The organism is Stenotrophomonas sp. TD3, assembly GCF_001939825.1.
Classification (GTDB): domain Bacteria; phylum Pseudomonadota; class Gammaproteobacteria; order Xanthomonadales; family Xanthomonadaceae; genus Stenotrophomonas.
Map to the genome: position 1 here is coordinate 158217 of NZ_MOYM01000001.1, position 19109 is coordinate 177325.

Here is a 19109-nt window from a genome sequence, read left to right on the forward strand (position 1 = left end):
TGGGGCGCGAGCGCATCCTAGGGTTTATTGATTGAACGTTCAATCAATAAAAAGCATAATGGCCGGCAGCCCGATCCTTCGGGTCGCAATCCGTGGAGAGACAATGCCGAAGAAAGGCGTGGAACCGGTACGGCGCGAACAGCTGATCCGGGCCACTTTCCAGACCATCGACGAGATCGGCATGGCCGATGCGACCGTCGCCACCATCGCGAAGAAGGCAGGGCTGTCCAGCGGCATCGTCGCCCACTACTTCGGCGACAAGGACGGCCTGCTCAATGCTGCAATGCGGCAAATCCTGCGCGAGTTGAAGGACGCCGTTGCCCGCTACCGCGCCGAGGTCGGCGACGACCCGCGCGACCAATTGCGCGCCATCGTCGATGGCAACTTCGACGACAGCCAGATCAACGGCACCGCGATGCGCGTCTGGCTCACCTTCTGGGCCGCGAGCATGCACCAGCCGGAACTGGCCCGGCTGCAGCGCGCCAACGACCAGCGCCTGTTCTCCAACCTGTGCCACCAGTTCAACCGCCTGCTGCCCCACCCGCAGGCCCGCCTGGCCGCCCGCGGCCTGGCCGCGATGATCGACGGCCTGTGGCTGCGCGGCAGCCTCGTCGGCGGCCAGTTCAACGCCGAGAAGTCCCGGCGCATCGCTTACGGCTACATCGACTTCCAGTTGCAGGCTGTCGCGCTATAAGCGCTTCAGCACCCGCCCCCTTCCAAGGAGTACGCCCCATGACCACCCTGCCCGTCCAACAGCTCTACATCCATGGCCAGCGGGTCGATGCCACCAGCGGCAAGACCTTCAAATCCGTCAACCCGGCCACCGGTGAAGTGATCGCTGAAGTGCAGGTCGCCAGCCAGGCGGACGTCGAACGCGCCGTGCAGAGCGCGGCCGAAGGCCAGAAGGTGTGGGCTGCGATGACCGCCATGGAACGTTCGCGCATCCTGCGCCGCGCCGTCGAGATCCTGCGCGAGCGCAACGACGAACTGGCGCACCTGGAAACACTGGACACCGGCAAGGCACTGGCCGAAACCACCACCGTGGACATCGTCACCGGTGCCGACGTGGTCGAGTACTACGCCGGCCTGGCCACCGCCATCGAAGGCATCCAGCTGCCGCTGCGCGAATCGAGCTTCTTCTACACCCGCCGCGAGCCGCTGGGCGTGGTCGCCGGCATCGGCGCCTGGAACTACCCGATCCAGATCGCCATGTGGAAGTCGGCCCCGGCCCTCGCCGCCGGCAACGCGATGGTGTTCAAGCCGTCCGAAGTGACCCCGCTGACCGCGATCCGGCTGGCCGAGATCTACACCGAAGCCGGTGTGCCGGCCGGCGTGTTCAACGTCGTGCAGGGCCCGGGCCGCGAGATCGGCCAGTGGCTGACCGAGCACCCGGTGATCGAGAAGATCTCCTTCACCGGCGGCGTCGCCACCGGCAAGAAGGTGATGGCCAGCGCCGCGTCCTCGTCGCTGAAGGAAGTGACCATGGAGCTGGGCGGCAAGTCGCCGCTGGTGATCTGTGATGACGCCGACCTCGACCGCGCCGCCGACATCGCGGTGATGGCCAACTTCTTCAGCTCCGGCCAGGTCTGCACCAACGGCACCCGCGTGTTCGTGCCGCGCAGCATGCTGGCCGCGTTCGAAGCCGCCGTGGTCGAGCGCGTCAAGCGCATCCGCATCGGCGACCCGATGGCCGCCGAGACCAACTTCGGCCCGCTGACCAGCTTCCCGCACATGGAAAACGTGCTGCGCTACATCGAAAGCGGCAAGGCCGAAGGCGCCCGCCTGCTGACCGGCGGCGGCCGTGCCACCGAAGGCGCGCTGGCCAACGGCGCCTACGTGCTGCCGACCGTGTTCTCCGACTGCCGCGATGACATGACCATCGTCAAGGAAGAGATCTTCGGGCCGGTGATGAGCATCCTCGCCTACGACGACGAAGACGAAGTGGTGCGCCGCGCCAACGACACCACCTTCGGCCTCGCCGCCGGCGTGGTCAGCAAGGACGTCAGCCGCGCCCACCGCATCATCCACCGCCTGGAAGCCGGCATCTGCTGGATCAACACCTGGGGCGAATCGTCGGCCGAAATGCCGGTCGGCGGCTACAAGGAATCCGGCGTCGGCCGCGAGAACGGCATCTCCACCCTCGGCCACTACACCCGCATCAAGTCGGTGCAGGTCGAGCTGGGCGACTACGCCAGCGTGTTCTGACCGGCGCGCCGCGAGCACGCCCCATCGTCCGGCCACCGCGCCGATCCGACATCCCGCCGGGACGCCTGCATGCAGCGCGCCCCGGCCTGCAGGAGACACCCATGAGCACCCATAACGAGTACGACTACATCATCATCGGCGCCGGTTCGGCCGGCAACGTGCTGGCCACCCGCCTCACCGAAGATGCCGATGTCAGCGTGCTGCTGCTGGAAGCCGGTGGCCCGGACTACCGGCTCGACTTCCGTACCCAGATGCCGGCGGCACTGGCCTTCCCGCTGCAGGGCAAGCGCTACAACTGGGCGTACAAGACCGATCCCGAGCCCTTCATGAACAACCGCCGCATGGACTGCGGCCGCGGCAAGGGCCTGGGCGGCTCGTCGCTGATCAACGGCATGTGCTACATCCGCGGCAACGCGATGGACTATGACAACTGGGCCAGCATGCCCGGCCTGGAAGACTGGACCTACCTGGACTGCCTGCCGTACTTCCGCAAGGCGGAAACCCGCGACATCGGCCCCAATGACTACCACGGTGGCGAGGGCCCGCTGCGCGTGACCACGCCGAAGGCCGGCAACAACGAACTGTTCGCTGCGATGGTCGAAGCCGGCGTACAGGCCGGCTACCCGCGCACCGACGACCTCAACGGCTACCAGCAGGAAGGCTTCGGCCCGATGGACCGTACGGTGACCCCGAAGGGCCGTCGTTCCAGCACCGCCCGCGGCTACCTGGACCTGGCCAAGCCGCGCCCGAACCTGACCATCGTCACCCACGCGCTGACCGACCGCATCCTGTTCTCGGGCAAGCGTGCGGTGGGCGTGCAGTGGCTGCACAACGACCAGCCGCAGCGTGCCACTGCCCGCCGCGAAGTGCTGCTGTGCGGCGGCGCCATCGCCTCGCCGCAGATCCTGCAGCGCTCGGGCGTCGGCCCAGCCGACCTGCTGCGCAGCCTGGACATCGACCTGGTGCACCACCTGCCGGGCGTCGGCGCCAACCTGCAGGATCACCTCGAAATGTACCTGCAGTACGAGTGCAAGAAGCCGGTGTCGCTGGCACCGGCACTGAAGCTGTACAACCAGCCGGCCATCGGTGCCGAGTGGCTGTTCCTGGGCACCGGCATCGGCGCCAGCAACCAGTTCGAGGCCGGTGGCTTCATCCGCAGCGACGCCGAGTTCGACTGGCCGAACCTGCAGTACCACTTCCTGCCGGTGGCGATCAACTACAACGGCTCCAACCCGATCAAGGCGCACAGCTTCCAGATGCACGTCGGTTCCATGCGCTCGCCCAGCCGCGGCCGCATCCATGTGCGCTCGAAGGACCCGCGCGAACACCCGAGCATCCTGTTCAACTACATGTCGCACGACCAGGACTGGCGCGAGTTCCGTGCGGCGATCCGCATCACCCGCGAGATCTTCGCGCAGCCGGCACTGGCCCCGTACAGCGGCCGCGAGATCTCGCCGGGCAGCGCGCTGCAGACCGATGCGCAGATCGATGCGTTCGTGCGCGAGCACGCCGAGACCGCCTACCACCCGTCGTGCTCGAACAAGATGGGCCATGCCGATGACCCGATGGCCGTGGTCGACGGCCAGGGCCGCGTGCACGGGCTGGAAGGCCTGCGCATCGTCGATGCCTCGATCATGCCGCAGGTGGTGACCGGCAACCTCAACGCGCCGACCATCATGATGGCCGAGAAGCTGGCCGACGTGATCCGCGGCCGCACCCCGCTGGCCCGCAGCACCGCGCCGTACTACAAGGCCAACGGTGCACCGGTGCGCAAGCAGGGCTGACGCAGGTGGCCCGCTAGGCGCCACGGTAGTGCCGGCCACTGGCCGGCATCCACCGGAATCCCGATCGAGCGTAGATGCCGGCCAGCGGCCGGCACTACCAGGCAAAGAGGCCCTTCGGGGCCTCTTCGCGTTTTCCCTACGGCGGGGTATGCTGCAATGACCGGCCATTGTCGATACGCTCAGGGCCGGAACCTAATACATCACGATTCCTGGAGGGGGAATATGAGTCTGGATCGTCCCTGGCTGCAGAGCTATCCGAAAGGCGTTCCCGCCGAGATCGACGTCAACGAGTTCCATTCGGTAGCTTCGGTCTTCGACGCTTCCGTCGCGAAATTCCGCGACCGTCCCGCCTACTCCAGCTTCGGCAAGGTGCTCACCTATGGCGAGACCGACGCGCTGGTCGAACAGTTCGCGGCCTACCTGCTCGGTGAGCTCAAGCTCAAGAAGGGTGACCGCGTCGCCCTGATGATGCCCAACTGCCTGCAGTACCCGGTGGCCACCTTCGGCGTGCTGCGCGCCGGCCTGACCGTGGTCAACGTCAACCCGCTGTACACCGCCCGCGAGCTCAAGCACCAGCTGGTCGATGCCGGCGTGACCGCGCTGGTGGTGGTCGACAACTTCGGCGACACCGTCGAGCAGGTCATCGCCGATACACCGGTCAAGCATGTGATCACCACCGGGCTGGGCGACCTGCTCGGCGGCAAGGGCGTGATCGTCAACTTCGTGCTGAAGTACATCAAGAAGATGGTGCCCAACTACCATCTCAAGGGCGCGGTGCGCTTCCGCCAGGCGCTCAAGCTCGGCAGCCGCCACAGCCTGCCCAAGGTCGAGATCGACCACGACGACATTGCGTTCCTGCAGTACACCGGCGGCACCACCGGCGTGGCCAAGGGGGCGATGCTGACCAACCGCAACCTGATCGCCAACATGCAGCAGGCCTCGGCCTGGATCAGCGCGTCGGGCATCGAGATGGGCAAGGAGTGGATCATCACCGCCCTGCCGCTGTATCACATCTTCGCACTGACGGCGAACGGGCTGGTCTTCATGAAGTTCGGTGGCTGCAACCACCTGATCACCAACCCGCGCGACATGAAGGGCTTCGTCAAGGAGCTCAAGTCGGTGCGTTTCACCGCCATCACCGGCGTCAACACGCTGTTCAACGGCCTGCTCAACACCCCCGGTTTCGACACGGTCGACTTCTCCTCGCTGAAGGTCACCCTGGGCGGCGGCATGGCCGTGCAGCGCGCCGTGGCCGAGCGCTGGAAGAAGGTCACCGGCGTGACCCTGGTCGAGGCCTATGGCCTGACCGAGACCTCGCCGGCAGCCTGCATCAACCCGCTCACCCTGACCGAGTACAACGGCTCGATCGGCCTGCCGATCCCCTCCACCGATGCCTGCATCAAGGACGACAACAGCGCCATCCTGCCGCTGGGCGAGGTCGGCGAACTCTGCATCAAGGGCCCGCAGGTGATGAAGGGCTACTGGCAGCGCCCGGAGGAAACCGCCAAGACCATCGACGCCGACGGCTGGCTGCACACCGGCGACATGGCGAAGATGGACGAACAGGGCTTCTTCTACATCGTCGACCGCAAGAAGGACATGATCCTGGTGTCCGGCTTCAACGTGTACCCGAATGAAGTCGAGGACGTGATCGCGATGATGCCGGGCGTGCTGGAAGTGGCCGCGGTCGGCGTGCCGGATGAAAAGTCCGGCGAAGTGGTCAAGGTGGTCATCGTGAAGAAGGACCCGAACCTGACCGCCGAAATGGTCAAGGAGCATGCCCGGGCCAACCTGACCGGCTACAAGCACCCCAAAATCGTTGAATTCCGAAAGGAACTGCCGAAGACCAATGTCGGCAAGATCCTCCGTCGCGAACTCCGCGATACGCCCGCCCAGTAAGGGTTTTCGGCAATCTGGACAGTGCAGGGCCCGGGGCGGAAACGTCCCGGGCCCTTTCGCATGCGACGCCCCTGAGGCGGTGTAGCATCGCCGCGTGTGTGGACCGTTCGGCCCGCCGGCCACCCACCTGACACTGCGGGCCGCATGCCGAGGACCCTTCCATGAGTACCATCGAAAAGCTGCCCTCAAGCGGCTCGCCTTTTGCCACCATCCGTACCGAAGACAGTGCCGACGGCACTGCCCACTGGCTGTTCATGCATGCCGATGCCGCCACCGGCATCCGTCCCTGCTGCCGCAAGGACATGCTCGACGAGATGTGGAGCTACATGGCGGCCATCACCCGCAGCCCCGCCGAGCGCCACAGCGGCACCCTGCGGCATTTCGTGCTGGCCTCCGACGCCGTCGCCTACAACCTGGGCGGTGACCTGGACCTGTTCACCCGCCTGATCCGCGAAGGCAACCGCGACCTCCTGTTGAACTACGCCCAGCGCTGCGTGGAGGGCGTGCACCACCTGCATACCGGGTTCGGCGGCGATGTCCGTTCGATCGCCCTGATCCAGGGCGACGCCCTCGGCGGTGGCCTGGAAATGGCCCTCGCCTGCCACACCATCGTCGCCGAGGAAGGCAGCGGCCTCGGCCTGCCCGAAGTTCTGTTCGGCCTGTTCCCGGGCATGGGCGCCTACTCCTTCCTGTGCCGCCGGGTGTCACCGCACCTGGCCGAGAAGATCATTCTCGACGGCCGGGTCTACAGCGCCGAGGAGATGCATGCGATGGGCGTGGTCGACGTGCTGGTGAAGAAAGGCGATGGCCGGGCGGCCGTTGAAGAACTGATCCGCCAGCAGCAGCGCACCCCACAGTCCTACCTGGCAATGAACGCCGCACGCAGCATTGCCCAGCCTGTCAGCTATGACGAACTGCTGGAGATCACCAAGGTATGGGTCGATTCCGCCCTGGCCCTCGGCGACCGCTCGCTGCGCACCATGGATCGCTTGATCAAGGCCCAGACCCGTCGCGCCAGTCTCGACGCGGCCTGATTCATCCCTCCCCCAGGATGGGTTCAAGCCCGGTTGGCCACCGGGCTTTTTTTGGGGCCCCACCATCGATCAGCGCGCTTCACCATCATCAGCAGCACCGCGCAGGCGGCGTTCGGCCCGTGCCTCCAGCGCACGCCGGCCTTCCTTGATCGCGTCCTGCAGGATGTCCAGGCGCGGACGCCATTCGGTCTTGAGCTGCCAGTCGGCCATCCGCATCAGCTCGCCGGCACGGTTGGACGCGCGCATCAGGCCAAGGTTGCTGGCCACGCCCTTGATCGCGTGGGCCTGTTCGCGGAACACATCCCAGTGCGCAGCCTCGCCGGCCTGCTCGGCCTTGCCCATGCAGCTCGCCACATCCTCCAGGCACTGGCGGATGAACTCGCGCTCGAAGCCCTCGCCCATGCCCAGCGAGGCCAGTTCGTCCAGCACACTGCTGTCGAGCACCCCGTCCTGCAGCGCCGCCGGCCGTACCACCGGCGCGGCCATGGTCTTCAACTGGGCGTTGTTGGCGATCTCGGCCAGGGTATCGAGCAGGCGTACCGCCACCACGGGCTTGGCCAGGAAGGCATGCGCACCGGCCTGGGTACAGCGCTGGATCGCCTCGGGCGTGACATCGGCGCTGAGCACCAGCACCGGTGTGCGCGGACCGCCGCCGGCCTGCATGACCCGCAGCTCCTTGAGCATGTCCAGCCCGCTCATGCCTGGCATGTGCAGATCGACGATGACCGCGTCGAACTCGCTGTCGGCCAGCGCATCCAGCACCGCCTCACCGCCGTCCACGCACAGCACGCGGTGTCCGGCCTTCTGCAGCAGGCGCTGCAGGACCATGCGGTTGGCCTCATGGTCGTCGGCCACCAGGATCTGCATGCTGCGCACGCGGGCGCGATGGCGCAGGAACGGATCGGCAAAGGCGATCACGTTACCGCCCGGCCCGACGTCTTCGTCGCCGGTCAGGCTCGGCACCGCACCCGGCACCAGCGGCTGCGGCGGCGCGAACGGCAGCTCTACCCAGAAGTGGCTGCCGCGCGGCGGGTTTTCCAGATAGCCGATGTCACCGTCCATGGCTTCGACCAGGCCCTTGGCGATGGTCGTGCCCAGGCCGGTGCCCTCATGGCGGCGCGCCATGCTGACGTCAGCCTGCTCGAAGGCATCGAACAGCCGCGCGCGCATGGCCGGCGCCACGCCGATGCCGGTATCGAGGATGTCGAAGCGCAACCGCACTGCGCCATTGGTATCCGCATGGACGACGCCGACACGGATCTCGACCCGGCCGTGGTCGGTGAACTTGACTGCATTGCCGGCCAGGTTCAACAGGATCTGCCGCAGATGCCCGACATCGCCGCGCACCCGTGGCGGCACACCGTCGGCGACCTTCACCCGGTAGTCCAGTCGCTTGGCCTTGGCCTGCGGCAGCAGGATCAGCCCGATCGCCTGGATCACATCGGTCACGGCGAAGTCTTCGGCCACCACGCGCAGCTTGCCGGCTTCGATGGCCGAGATGTCCAGCACTTCCTCCACCAGCGCCAGCAGGCTGCGCGATGATGCCTGGATGGTGTTGAGGCACTCGCGCTGCTCGTCGTCCAGGCGCGTGGTCGCCAGCACTTCGGTCATGCCGTTGAGACCGTTCAACGGCGTTCGGAACTCGTGGCTCATGTTGGCCAGGAAACGACTCTTGGCCTCGCTGGCGCGGCGCGCCTCGGCCATCGCTTCGGTCAACTGCCGCAGCAGCGTCGAGAAGTACAGCGGCACCGCGGCCAGGCCGAGCCAGAGGCCGATGGCCAGGCGGAAATTCTGCTGCCAGTACGGGGTCAGCAGCACGGTGCAACCGAAGCTCACCATCGCCATGGCCACCGCCACGTACAGATAGTGGTTGCCAAAGCGCATGCCGTTGCCGACCGTCACCCACATCACCACGATGTAGACCCAGGACAGCGGCTCGCCCATCTGCACCATGCCGGCAGCGATCAGGCCGTAGTCGGCCAGCATGCCCAGCACGCGGCGTGGATCGGAACGCGCGGGCCGCCACAGCAGCCAACCGAACAGCAGCAGCGACAGGCTCAGGCCGGTCAGCACGATCGCCAGCACGCCCACGTACTGCGTGTGCGGCAGATCGTGGCGTGGCGCCGGCAACAGCACGTAGGCCAGGATCAGGCTGATCAGGACAATGCGGACGATCTGCTGGCCGTGCTCACTGTCCTGGCGCTGGGACAGGCGCAGCCGCAGCTGCGACAACAGCCGTTTCACGCGCCCAGCCCCGGGCGCGCGGACGCCATCGAATGCTCGGCGCAGATCTGGTCCAGCTGCTCGCGGCCGCGCAGCAGCGCGTCCACGCATCGGGGGTCGAACAGGCGGCCACGCTGGGCGTAGAGATAAGCCAGGGTGGCTTCCATGGTCCATGCTTCCTTGTACGGACGGGGTGATATCAGGGCGTCGAAGACATCGGCGACGGCCACGATGCGCGCTTCCAGCGGAATCGCATCGCCGACCAGCCCATCGGGATAGCCACTGCCGTCGTAGCGCTCATGATGACGCAGTGCGATCAACGCGCCAACCTGGATGAAGCGATTCTGGCTACCACTCAGCAGTTCATGGCCAATACGCGGGTGCCGGCGCATGATCGCCAGCTCCTCCTCGTTGAGCTTGCCCTGCTTGAGCAGCACCGCATCGGGGATGGCGATCTTGCCCATGTCGTGCAGCGGCGCGGCCATCTCGATCAGGCGCACTTCCTCTTCGGGCAGCCCGAGCTGGTCGGCGATCAGGCCGGCCACGCGCGCCATGCGTTCCAGGTAGGCGCTGGTACCGGCATCACGGAACTCGATCGCACGCGCCAGCCGCGACAGCGTTTCGCGCTCCCGCTCTTCGACTTCATGCATGCTGGCCAGCAGCCGCTGTTCCAGCGACAACGCCCGCTGCTTCACGTTCTCGGTCTGCTGCCTCAGCTGCAACAGGTTGTAGCAGCGCGCACGCAGTTCGCGCGGGCGGATCGGCTTGACCAGGAAGTCGATGACACCCGCTTCCAGCGCGGCCTGCCGGATCGGCTCGTCGCCGACCACGGTGATCAGGATGACCGGAATGTCGCGGTGCTTCGGCAGGCGACGGAAACGACGGGCGAATTCCAGCCCGTCCATCTCCGGCATGCGGTAATCGAGCAGCAGCAGGTCGACCGGATGCGCTTCGCACCACGCCAATGCGGTCAGCGGATCGCCGAAGTCATACACGCTCAGTTCCGGCGCGATGTCCTCGATGACGTGACGCAGCATCGTCCGGGCGGAAGTCTGGTCGTCAACAATGACGATGTTCAACGCGTACTCTGCCTGGTTTTTCGACCATGCTGGATCATCAGCAGGCGAGGATACTCTGCCGCTGCGAACGCTCGCACCCTGCATCGGCCTGACTCCCGTGTCATGCGTCCCGGTTCATGATCGTCATCACATTGTGAAGCGGGCTCTCCACACTGTGCACTCCCCTTGGCGCAGATCAAGCCACAACAGGCGTCAAGGTAGTGCAATAACGATACGCCGAGTGCGGGAGGCGTCAATCGCGCCGTCTCGTTTCGGGACGGCGCGCACAATCAGGAGTCAAAAAGACGACTTACTGCTCCGGACGCATGTAAGGGAACAGCAGCACGTCACGGATCGAGCTGCTGCCGGTCAGCAGCATCACCAGGCGATCGACGCCGATGCCCAGGCCGCCGGTCGGGGCCATGCCGTACTCCAGCGCACGGATGTAGTCGGCGTCGTAATGCATGGCCTCGTCGTCCCCCCCCTCCTTCGCGGCCACCTGGGCCTGGAAGCGCTGGGCCTGGTCTTCCGGATCGTTCAGCTCGGAGAAGCCATTGGCCAGCTCCTTGCCATTGACGAACAGCTCGAAACGGTCGGTGTAGCCCGGATCGTTGTCGTTGGCACGGGCCAGCGGCGAGACTTCCACCGGGTGGTCGGTGATGAAGGTCGGCTGGATCAGGGTGTGCTCGACGGTTGCTTCGAAGATCTCCAGCAGCAGCTTGCCCCAGCCGTAGGACGGCTTGACGCGGATCTTCAGGCGCTCGCAATGGCGCAGCAGGGCCTCGCGGTCGGTGCAGTCGGCGGCCGAGATTTCCGGGTTGTGGTGGCGGACCGCCTCGTCCATGCGCCAGCGGCGGAACGCCGGGCCCAGGTCGATCTTCGCGCCATCCCACTCCACCTCGGTGCCACCGTTGACGGTCGTGGCCACGTCACGGATCACGCCTTCGGTAAGGTCCATGATCTCGTTGTACGTGGCATAGGCCTCGTACAGCTCCATCATGGTGAATTCCGGGTTGTGACGGGTGCTGACGCCCTCATTGCGGAAGTTGCGGTTGATCTCGTAGACGCGCTCCAGGCCACCCACGGTCAGGCGCTTGAGGTACAGCTCCGGCGCCACGCGCAGGTACAGGTCCAGGTCCAGCGCATTGTGGTGGGTGGTGAACGGCTTGGCCGCCGCGCCGCCGGGGATGTAATGCATCATCGGCGTCTCGACTTCCAGGAAGTCGCGGTTGTCGAGCCACGCGCGCATGGCGCGGATGATCTTCGAGCGCTTGATGAACACCGCGCGCGACTCCGGGGTCACGATCAGGTCGACGTAACGCTGGCGGTAACGCTGCTCGACGTCGGCCAGGCCGTGCCACTTGTCCGGCAGCGGGCGCAGCGACTTGGTCAGCAGGCGGATCGATTCAGCCTTGACCGACAGCTCGCCGGTCTTGGTACGGGTCAGGCCGCCTTCGACGGCGATGATGTCGCCCACGTCCCAGCCCTTGAAGGCAGTGTAGGCATCGCCCAGCACCGCGCCCTGCAGGAACAGCTGGATGCGGCCGGACTCGTCCTGGATCTGCGCGAAGCTGGCCTTGCCCATGATGCGCTTGGCCATCAGGCGGCCCGCCATCTTCACCTGGCGGCCGTTGCCTTCCAGGGCCTCGGCGGTCCACTGTTCGGCATCGGCGAATTCTTCCTGCAGGCGGCCGGCGAAGTCCTCACGACGGAAGTCGTTCGGGTACGCGATGCCCTGCCCACGCAGCGCTTTGAGTTTCTCACGGCGCTCGGCGATCAACTTGTTTTCGTCGACGGGGGGGGTATCGGTAGCTTCGCTCATGGATCTGCGGGAATCGTGTAGTGAGGGGGGATGCTGCGCCCGGCACAGCCGGTTGCCCAGCATACCAAAACCGCCCTGCCCCGGCCCCGACCCGCCGCCCGGTAGCAGCCTGGGGTCAGATCCCTTTTGCGAGGCAAAAGGGATCTGACCCCATCCGGGACCCTGCCTGGACCCTGGATAGCTACCTGTTTCCAGGGAACGCCTGCCGCAACTCGTCCACCAGCACCCGCTGGTTCTCCGAGTAATCAATCGGCACCGACACCAGATGCACCCCGCCCTCGTTGAAGGCCGCTTCCAGGGTCGGGATGAACTGCTCGATGGCCGTCACCTCGTGGCCCTTGCAGCCATAGGCCTCGGCGTACTTAACGAAATCGGGGTTGCTGAAGGTCATGCCGTAGTCGGTGAAACCATCCACCGCCTGCTTCCAGCGGATCATGCCGTAGGCACCGTCGTTGAGGATCAGCACCACCAGGTTCAGGCCCAGCCGGCGGGCCGTCTCCAGCTCTTGGCTGTTCATCATGAAACCACCGTCTCCGCACACCGCCAGCACCCGCCGCTGCGGATACAGGATCGAGGCCATGATCGCCGACGGCAGGCCCGCGCCCATCGTCGCCAGCGCATTGTCCAGCAGCAGCGTGTTGGCCACCTGGGTGCGGTAGTTGCGCGCGAACCAGATCTTGTACATGCCGTTGTCCAGCGCCACGATGCCATCCGGCGGCATCACCTGGCGCACGTCGTGCACCAGCCGCTGCGGGGTGAATCCCGCCTCTTCGGCACGGTCGGCCAGGTGCTCGAGGATGGTCGCGCGCAGCGGCAGCAGCGCAGCGGCGTTCGGCACCGCACCCTCGATGCGGTCGGCCAGCTGGGTCAGCGAACGACCGATATCGCCGATCACCTCCACCTGCGGGAAATACACCTGCTCCACCGCCGCCTGCGAGTAGCCGATATGGATCACGGTCGGCCCACCCGGGCGCATCACGAACGGCGGCTTCTCGGTGACCTCGTGGCCGATGGTCACGATCACGTCGGCCTGGTCGATCGCCATGTGCACGTAGTCGCGCTCGGTCAGCGCCGCGGTGCCCATGTACAGGCCCGAACCACCAGCCACCGCACCCTTGCCCATCTGCGTGGTGAAGAACGGGATGCCGGCGCGCAGCACGAACGCGGACAGCGCGTCGCTGGACTGCGGCCGCGAGGCCGCCGACGCGATCATCAGCAACGGCCGCTTGGCATTGCGGATGATCTCAGCCGCCCGATCCAGCGCCTCCGGGCTGGCAATGGGACGGTCCACCGCGTGCGGCGGAATCAGCGCCACGCCCTCGACCTCATCGGCGGCGATGTCCTCGGGCAGCTCCAGCAGCACCGGGCCCGGGCGCTCTTCCTGGGCGACACGGAACGCCTCGCGGACGATGGTCGGAATCGTACGCGCCGAGACGATCTGCCGCGCCTGCTTGGTCAACGGCTTCATCGTGCCGACGATGTCGACGATCTGGAAACGCGCCTGCTTGCTGGCGACGATGCCCTTCTGGCCAGTGATCATGATCACCGGCCACGCACCCAGCAGCGCATACGCCGCGCCGGTGGTGAAGTTGAGCGCACCCGGGCCGAGCGTGGCCAGGCACACGCCCGGCTTGCCGGTCAGGCGGCCATAGGTGGCCGCCATGAACACCGCTGCCTGCTCGTGGCGGGTGATGACCAGCTCGATGCTGGAATGGCGCAGCGACTCGACCACGTCGAGGTTTTCTTCGCCGGGAATACCGAAAATGCGCTCGACGCCTTCGTTCTCAAGCGCGGCGACGAGCAGGTCTGAACCCTTGGACATTGGAATGCCGTCCTTTTCGCTGGACTGATGGTGGATCGTTGCAGGAAGGATGAGAGCCGCGCGTCAACGCTTGTCGAACCACACGGTCTGCGCGTTGACGAATTCACGGATGCCGAAGTGCGAGAGCTCGCGACCGAAGCCGCTCTTCTTCACGCCGCCGATCGGCACGCGTGGGTCCGAGGCGGAGAAGCCGTTGACGAACACGCCGCCGGTCTGCAACCGGCGCGCCAGCTGCATGGCCCGCGCGCGGTCGCCGGTCCACAGGTTGCCGCTGAGGCCGAATTCGCTCTGGTTGGCCAGCTCCACCGCATGGTCGGCGTCGCGGGCCCGGCTGATCGAGGCCACCGGCCCGAAGGTCTCGGTATCGAAGGCCTGCATGCCCGGCTCCACGCCGGCCAGCACGGTGGGTGCATAGAACGCACCCGGGCGATCCAACTGGTGGCCACCGACCAGCAGCTGCGCACCGGCCTCCACCGAAGCGCGTACCTGCGCGTCGAGCTGTTCCAGCAGGTCCTGGCGCGCCATCGGGCCGATACGGTTGTCCGCTTCACGACCATCGCCGATGGTCAGCGCCTGCACCTTCTGGCAGAACTGTGCCACGAAGCGGTCGTACACCGCGTCTTCAACGATGATGCGCTTGCCCGCGATGCAGACCTGCCCGGTGTTCTGGAAGCGCGAGGCCACCGCCGCATCGACGGCCGCATCAAGGTCGGCGTCGGCCAGCACGATGAACGGATCCGAGCCGCCCAGTTCCAGCACCACCTTCTTCAGCGCCTGCCCGGCCTGGGCGGCAATGCTGCGGCCGGCGGCCACGCTGCCGGTCAGGGTGACGGCGGCGATGCGGTCATCGGCGATCGCGCGACTGGTGCCCTCGCGGCTGATGTTGGCGGCGATGAAGGTGCCTTCCGGCAGGCCTGCGTCGCGCCAGGCGGTATCAAGCAGCTGCGCGGTACCGACGATGTTCTCGGCCGGCTTCAGCAGGAAGCCGTTGCCGCCCATCAGGATCGGTACCGCCGCGCGCATCACCTGCCAGTACGGGAAGTTCCACGGCATGATGCCCAGCACCACGCCCAGCGGCAGGTAGGACACGTAAGCCTTGTCGTCGGGCACCTGGGTCGGTTCGTCGCGCAGGAACTGCGCGCCGTGGTCGGCGTACCAGTCGCACAGCACGGCGCACTTCTCGATCTCGGCCAGCGATTCGGCCTGCACCTTGCCCATCTCGGCGGTGGCCAGTGCAGCCAGCTTCTCGCGGTCACGGCGCAGTACGCCCGCCATCGCCCGCAATACCTGCGCTCGTTGTTCGAGGCTGCTGGCACTCCAGGCAGCGAAGCCAGCCTGGCCGCGATCGAGGATTGCATCCAGCTCGGCATCGGTGGCGAAGGGATGGCTGGCGATCTGCAGGCCGGTGGCCGGATCGCGGGAAATGGCGGTGGTGGGGGCAGCGGACATGCAGGTCTCCTGGTGTCTCGACAACGGGCGGCGGCCCGTCTCCTGCACAGGAATGTGGACCCGATGGGCGGGCACAACAAGGCGTCTGCTTATCCTGTGACCTGCACTTACCTGCCTGAATGGGGGCTCTTGGCAGGGCTGCGCCCTGCACCCGCAGAGGCAACGGCAACAGCCGAAGCAACAGCAACAGCCGGCTATCCGTGGGATGGCGGGGTGGGTCCGGTTGCGGGAGACGCCGTAAACCCATCCATGGGGGCTTGGCCGCGGCATCCATGCCGCGGACACTCCCGCAACCGGACCCACCCCGCCTTCGACAGTTTTCCGCGATCTGTCGGAAATGCTCTTGGGGTCAGATCCGTTTTCCATAGGAAAACGGATCTGACCCCGGAATTTCTTTCGATATCGGACAGATGTGTCGACCAAGGTCGACACCTACCAACAACCGCGCGAAATCTGTCAGAGGCGGGGCGGTGTGGGTTGGCAGGACCGTTGGCGCCATGGATGGCGCCATCGAGCCCCCATGGGTGAGGGCGGTTTGTTTGCGAAGCACTGCTTCGCAAGCGCCCGAACGCACAGCCGCCAGCGACTGGGCCGGTCTGGGGGTTTACGGCGTGTCCTGCCAACCCACACCGCCCCGCCATCCCGCAGGAAGCCAGCATTTGGAGTTGCCGTTGCCGGCCAGCGGCCGGCACTACCGCAGGTGCAGGGCTGCAAGCCCTGCCGAACAACCCCCTACCTACGCGGCAGGTAGGTCACCAGGGAAAGGTCGTGCCGGCTCTCCGGCACCAGCGCCACGTACTGCAGGTCCAGCAACCCGCGCGTGGGATGGTTCAGCTTCTTCGCACCTTCATCGAACCGACGCACGTCGTGCTCCGGCCACCACTGGCGGAACTCCTCGCTGTGCGTCGCGATGTCCTCGACCAGTGCCAGGAACGGGGCCTTGTCCGGCGCCTGCGCCATCGCCGCACGGAAGCCCGCCAGCAGGCCGCGGGTCATTTCTTCCCAGTTGAGGATCAGCGTGCGGTACGGCGGGTACAGGAACATCAGCCGCAGCGTGTTGCGCTCATGCGGCGCCAGCTGGCTGTAGTCCACGAACAGATCGGCAATGGCCGGGTTCCAGGCCAGGATGTCGAAGCGGGTGTTGCGCACGTAGGCCGGGATCGGCTGCATCGCGTCCACCAGCTGGCGCAGGCCGTCGGTCACGCTCTCGTCCGGTGATTCCAGTGGCACACCGTAGCCGGACAACGCGAACGCGTAGGCGCGTTCGTCGTCGCTCATGCGCAGCACCTGTGCCAGCCGCTCCAGCACCTCGGGCGAGGCGCGCACTTCGCGACCCTGCTCGATCCAGGTGTACCAGCTGACGCTGACGCCGATCGCCAGCGCGACTTCCTCGCGCTTCAGGCCCGGGGTGCGCCGGCGCCCGGCCGGGAGGCCGAGCGTGGCGGGGTCGACACGGGCGCGGCAGGCCTTGAGGAAGCCGCCGAGTTCCTTGCGTTCACTTTCGCTGCGCATCATCGCCACCGCCGTATCCGTTGTAGCGTCGAGCCATGCTCGACGCATCTGCCACCGCGCGAACAGCAGCCGAGCATGGCTATGCCCGGTCGTCCTGACCGGCACCCTGCGGGCCGTCGCGAGCGACGTTGGCAGCGGCTCCTGCCGCTGCCTTCGGCTCTACAAAAACCGGTTCAACCACCCTCGGCGTTACGCACGAGGGCGATGCTATCCGCGCAGGCGCGTCGATCAGGCATCGACGCGCTTGGAGCCCACGGCCAGGCCGGCCTTCAGGCTGGCCTCGACGAACTCGTCCAGGTCGCCGTCGAGCACCTTCTGCGTGTCCGAACGTTCGATGCCGGTGCGCAGGTCCTTGATACGGCTCTGGTCCAGCACGTAATTGCGGATCTGGCTGCCCCAGCCGATGTCGGACTTGGTGGCTTCCACCGCGTCCTTTTCGGCGTTGCGCTTCTGGATCTCCAGCTCGTACAGCTTGGCGGCCAGCATCTTCATCGCGTTGTCGCGGTTCTGGTGCTGGCTGCGGCCGGTCTGGCAGGCCACGACGATGTTGGTCGGGATGTGGGTGATACGCACCGCCGACTCGGTCTTGTTGACGTGCTGGCCACCGGCACCGGACGAACGGTACACGTCGGTACGCAGGTCGGCCGGGTTGATGGTGATGTCGATGTTGTCATCGATTTCCGGCGACACGAACACCGAGGTGAAGCTGGTGTGGCGGCGGTTGTCCGAGTCGAACGGCGACTTGCGCACCAGGCGGTGCACGCCGGTCTCGGTCTTCAGCCAGCCATAGGCATAGTCGCCTTCCACGCGCAGCGTGGCCGACTTGATGCCGGCGACGTCGCCACCGGACACTTCCATCAGCTCGGTCTTCCAACCGCGCGATTCGCACCAGCGCAGGTACATGCGCAGCAGGATCTCGGCCCAGTCCTGGGCTTCGGTGCCGCCGGCACCGGCCTGGATGTCGACGAACGCGGCCGCATTGTCCATCTCGCCGGAGAACATGCGCTGGAACTCCAGCTTCTCCACGTGGGCCTGGTGCTTGTCGAGGTCGGCGACCACCGCCAGGGCGGTGTCCTCGTCCTGCTCGGACTCGGCCAGCTCCAGCAGTTCGGTGGCGTCGTTCAGGCCATCGAGCACCGAGGCGATGCCGCCCACGGTCTTTTCCAGGCTGGAACGCTCGCGGCCCAGGTTCTGGGCGTATTCGGCATTGTTCCAGACGTCGGGGCTTTCCAGCTCCCGCGTTACTTCTTCAAGACGCTCTTTCTTGGCGTCGTAGTCAAAGATACCCCCGAAGCGACAGCACGCGATCGGTCAGATCGGTGATGCGCTGGCGGACAGGATTCAGTTCGATCATGTCGGCGGTTATGCATTCAAAAGATGACTGGTAATGATACCGCAGGCCGCGGGTGCCCGGAATGAGGGCTTCACCCTGCCCCCAGCGCCTGCCGCAGCAGCGGCAGCTGGCGCCGGCTGCAGGGAACTTTGGCCCCGTCGGCCATGTGCAGCAGGGCCTCGCCGCCGTCCAGCGGCTCGATCGAGCGCAACTGGCCCCGATGGATCAGCCAGCTGCGGTGCGGGCGCAGGAACACCCCCGGGTCCAGCCGCTGCTCCAGTACCGCCATGGTGATCCGCAGCGGGTAGTCGTGGCCGCGTACCCGCAGGTTCACGTAGTTCCCCGCGGCCTGGGCGTACTCCACGTCCGCAGTGGCGACCAGGAACTCCTTGCCCAGCTTGCGCACCAGGAAGTGCTGGGGGCGCTCGACCGGCTCCACCGGCGGGCCGACGTCGGGCTCGGCCAGCAGGCTCGCCTCACCCTGCCGGCGCCGGCCGAACCAGCTGGCAAAGTGCTCCAGTGCCACGAACATCGCAAACGTGCGTACATCCTTCAGGTATTCGTACGCAAAACGCTCCAGCCAGCCGGCATCGTCCTGGTACCGATAGCCAAGCGCTCCATAGGCCAGGTGCCGCAGCAGCATCATCCCCACCACGTGCAGCAGCGACCAGCCGACGCTGGCCAGCAGATACAGCGGCAACCGCTGCTTCCAGGTATCGGCATGCAGCGGCCAGCGCTCGCAGCCCCACCAGAGCAGCGGCAGGGTCAACAGGATCAGGCCGAGGCTGCTGAACTCCCAGATCATCGGTTCCCACAGGCCGAGATCGGCGCCGCGGCGTCCGGCATCCATCACTTCGACCAGCGCATTGGTCACCGCTGAAGCGGACAGGATGGCCGCCCATACCAGCAGGCGGGCTGACGTGCGCCAGCGCGGTGGTCGGCCCTGGGTCATTGCTGCATCCATGTCG

13 protein-coding genes are annotated in these 19109 nt (G+C 66.3%); 5 read left to right on the plus strand and 8 right to left on the minus strand.

Annotation, left to right across the window (positions count from 1 at the left end):
* Positions 1–103 precede the first annotated feature (103 nt).
* The 5 genes from betI to BKE09_RS00725 all read left to right on the plus strand — a co-directional run bounded on the left by betI (position 104) and on the right by BKE09_RS00725 (position 6922).
* Complete coding sequence (gene betI, locus BKE09_RS00705; protein ID WP_014037076.1) at positions 104–694, plus strand: transcriptional regulator BetI; 591 nt, start codon at positions 104–106, stop codon at positions 692–694.
* A gap of 38 nt (positions 695–732) precedes the next feature.
* Entirely contained in the window at positions 733–2205 is a 1473-nt protein-coding gene (gene betB / locus BKE09_RS00710) for a betaine-aldehyde dehydrogenase (protein ID WP_075674557.1), read from the plus strand.
* Positions 2206–2306: 101 nt separating this feature from the next.
* Positions 2307–3989, plus strand: a complete 1683-nt coding sequence (gene betA / locus BKE09_RS00715; RefSeq protein WP_014037074.1) for a choline dehydrogenase — start codon at positions 2307–2309, stop codon at positions 3987–3989.
* 222 nt (positions 3990–4211) lie between these two features.
* A complete protein-coding gene (locus tag BKE09_RS00720; protein ID WP_075674558.1) occupies positions 4212–5888 on the plus strand; it encodes a long-chain fatty acid--CoA ligase in 1677 nt (558 codons plus the stop codon).
* 161 nt (positions 5889–6049) lie between these two features.
* Positions 6050–6922, plus strand: coding sequence for a crotonase/enoyl-CoA hydratase family protein (locus BKE09_RS00725; RefSeq protein WP_075674559.1), 873 nt, complete (start codon positions 6050–6052; stop codon positions 6920–6922).
* 69 nt (positions 6923–6991) lie between these two features.
* Here the strand turns inward: BKE09_RS00725 and BKE09_RS00730 are convergent, their stop codons facing one another.
* The 8 genes from BKE09_RS00730 to BKE09_RS00775 all read right to left on the minus strand — a co-directional run bounded on the left by BKE09_RS00730 (position 6992) and on the right by BKE09_RS00775 (position 19093).
* Positions 6992–9166 carry a response regulator gene (locus BKE09_RS00730; RefSeq protein WP_075674560.1) on the minus strand — a complete coding sequence of 725 codons (2175 nt, stop codon included), beginning with the start codon at positions 9164–9166 and terminating at the stop codon, positions 6992–6994.
* On the minus strand, positions 9163–10308 hold the full coding sequence (locus BKE09_RS00735) for a two-component system response regulator (protein WP_014037069.1): 1146 nt from the start codon (positions 10306–10308) through the stop codon (positions 9163–9165). The genes BKE09_RS00730 and BKE09_RS00735 overlap by 4 nt, the downstream gene beginning before the upstream one ends.
* 205 nt (positions 10309–10513) lie before the next feature.
* On the minus strand, positions 10514–12025 hold the full coding sequence (gene lysS, locus BKE09_RS00740; RefSeq protein ID WP_075674561.1) for a lysine--tRNA ligase: 1512 nt from the start codon (positions 12023–12025) through the stop codon (positions 10514–10516).
* Between the two features lie 181 nt (positions 12026–12206).
* Positions 12207–13847 (minus strand): acetolactate synthase large subunit, encoded by a 1641-nt coding sequence (locus BKE09_RS00745; RefSeq protein ID WP_075674562.1) that lies wholly within the window; start codon positions 13845–13847, stop codon positions 12207–12209.
* A gap of 63 nt (positions 13848–13910) precedes the next feature.
* Positions 13911–15296, minus strand: a complete 1386-nt coding sequence (locus BKE09_RS00750; protein ID WP_075674563.1) for an NAD-dependent succinate-semialdehyde dehydrogenase — start codon at positions 15294–15296, stop codon at positions 13911–13913.
* A 732-nt stretch (positions 15297–16028) separates the two neighbouring features.
* Entirely contained in the window at positions 16029–16811 is a 783-nt protein-coding gene (locus tag BKE09_RS00760; protein ID WP_075674565.1) for a helix-turn-helix transcriptional regulator, read from the minus strand.
* 225 nt (positions 16812–17036) lie between these two features.
* Positions 17037–18162 (minus strand): peptide chain release factor 2 gene (gene prfB, locus BKE09_RS00765; RefSeq protein WP_014037064.1). Its coding sequence is split into 2 segments (ribosomal slippage): positions 17037–18086 and positions 18088–18162, totalling 1125 coding nucleotides; the frame shifts between segments, so codons are not numbered across the junction.
* 70 nt (positions 18163–18232) lie between these two features.
* Positions 18233–19093 (minus strand): LytTR family DNA-binding domain-containing protein, encoded by an 861-nt coding sequence (locus BKE09_RS00775; protein ID WP_075674566.1) that lies wholly within the window; start codon positions 19091–19093, stop codon positions 18233–18235.
* Between the last annotated feature and the right edge of the window lie 16 nt (positions 19094–19109).

What these genes read in the sequence shown, in the direction of transcription:
- betB (WP_075674557.1), top strand. Translation starts at nt 733, where the DNA reads ATGACCACCCTGCCCGTCCAACAGCTCTACATCCATGGCCAGCGGGTC.
- BKE09_RS00775 (WP_075674566.1), bottom strand. Translation starts at nt 19,093, where the DNA reads ATGACCCAGGGCCGACCACCGCGCTGGCGCACGTCAGCCCGCCTGCTG.
- lysS (WP_075674561.1), bottom strand. Translation starts at nt 12,025, where the DNA reads ATGAGCGAAGCTACCGATACCCCCCCCGTCGACGAAAACAAGTTGATC.
- BKE09_RS00745 (WP_075674562.1), bottom strand. Translation starts at nt 13,847, where the DNA reads ATGTCCAAGGGTTCAGACCTGCTCGTCGCCGCGCTTGAGAACGAAGGC.
- BKE09_RS00750 (WP_075674563.1), bottom strand. Translation starts at nt 15,296, where the DNA reads ATGTCCGCTGCCCCCACCACCGCCATTTCCCGCGATCCGGCCACCGGC.
- betA (WP_014037074.1), top strand. Translation starts at nt 2,307, where the DNA reads ATGAGCACCCATAACGAGTACGACTACATCATCATCGGCGCCGGTTCG.
- BKE09_RS00735 (WP_014037069.1), bottom strand. Translation starts at nt 10,308, where the DNA reads ATGCAGGGTGCGAGCGTTCGCAGCGGCAGAGTATCCTCGCCTGCTGAT.
- BKE09_RS00720 (WP_075674558.1), top strand. Translation starts at nt 4,212, where the DNA reads ATGAGTCTGGATCGTCCCTGGCTGCAGAGCTATCCGAAAGGCGTTCCC.
- betI (WP_014037076.1), top strand. Translation starts at nt 104, where the DNA reads ATGCCGAAGAAAGGCGTGGAACCGGTACGGCGCGAACAGCTGATCCGG.
- BKE09_RS00760 (WP_075674565.1), bottom strand. Translation starts at nt 16,811, where the DNA reads ATGATGCGCAGCGAAAGTGAACGCAAGGAACTCGGCGGCTTCCTCAAG.
- BKE09_RS00725 (WP_075674559.1), top strand. Translation starts at nt 6,050, where the DNA reads ATGAGTACCATCGAAAAGCTGCCCTCAAGCGGCTCGCCTTTTGCCACC.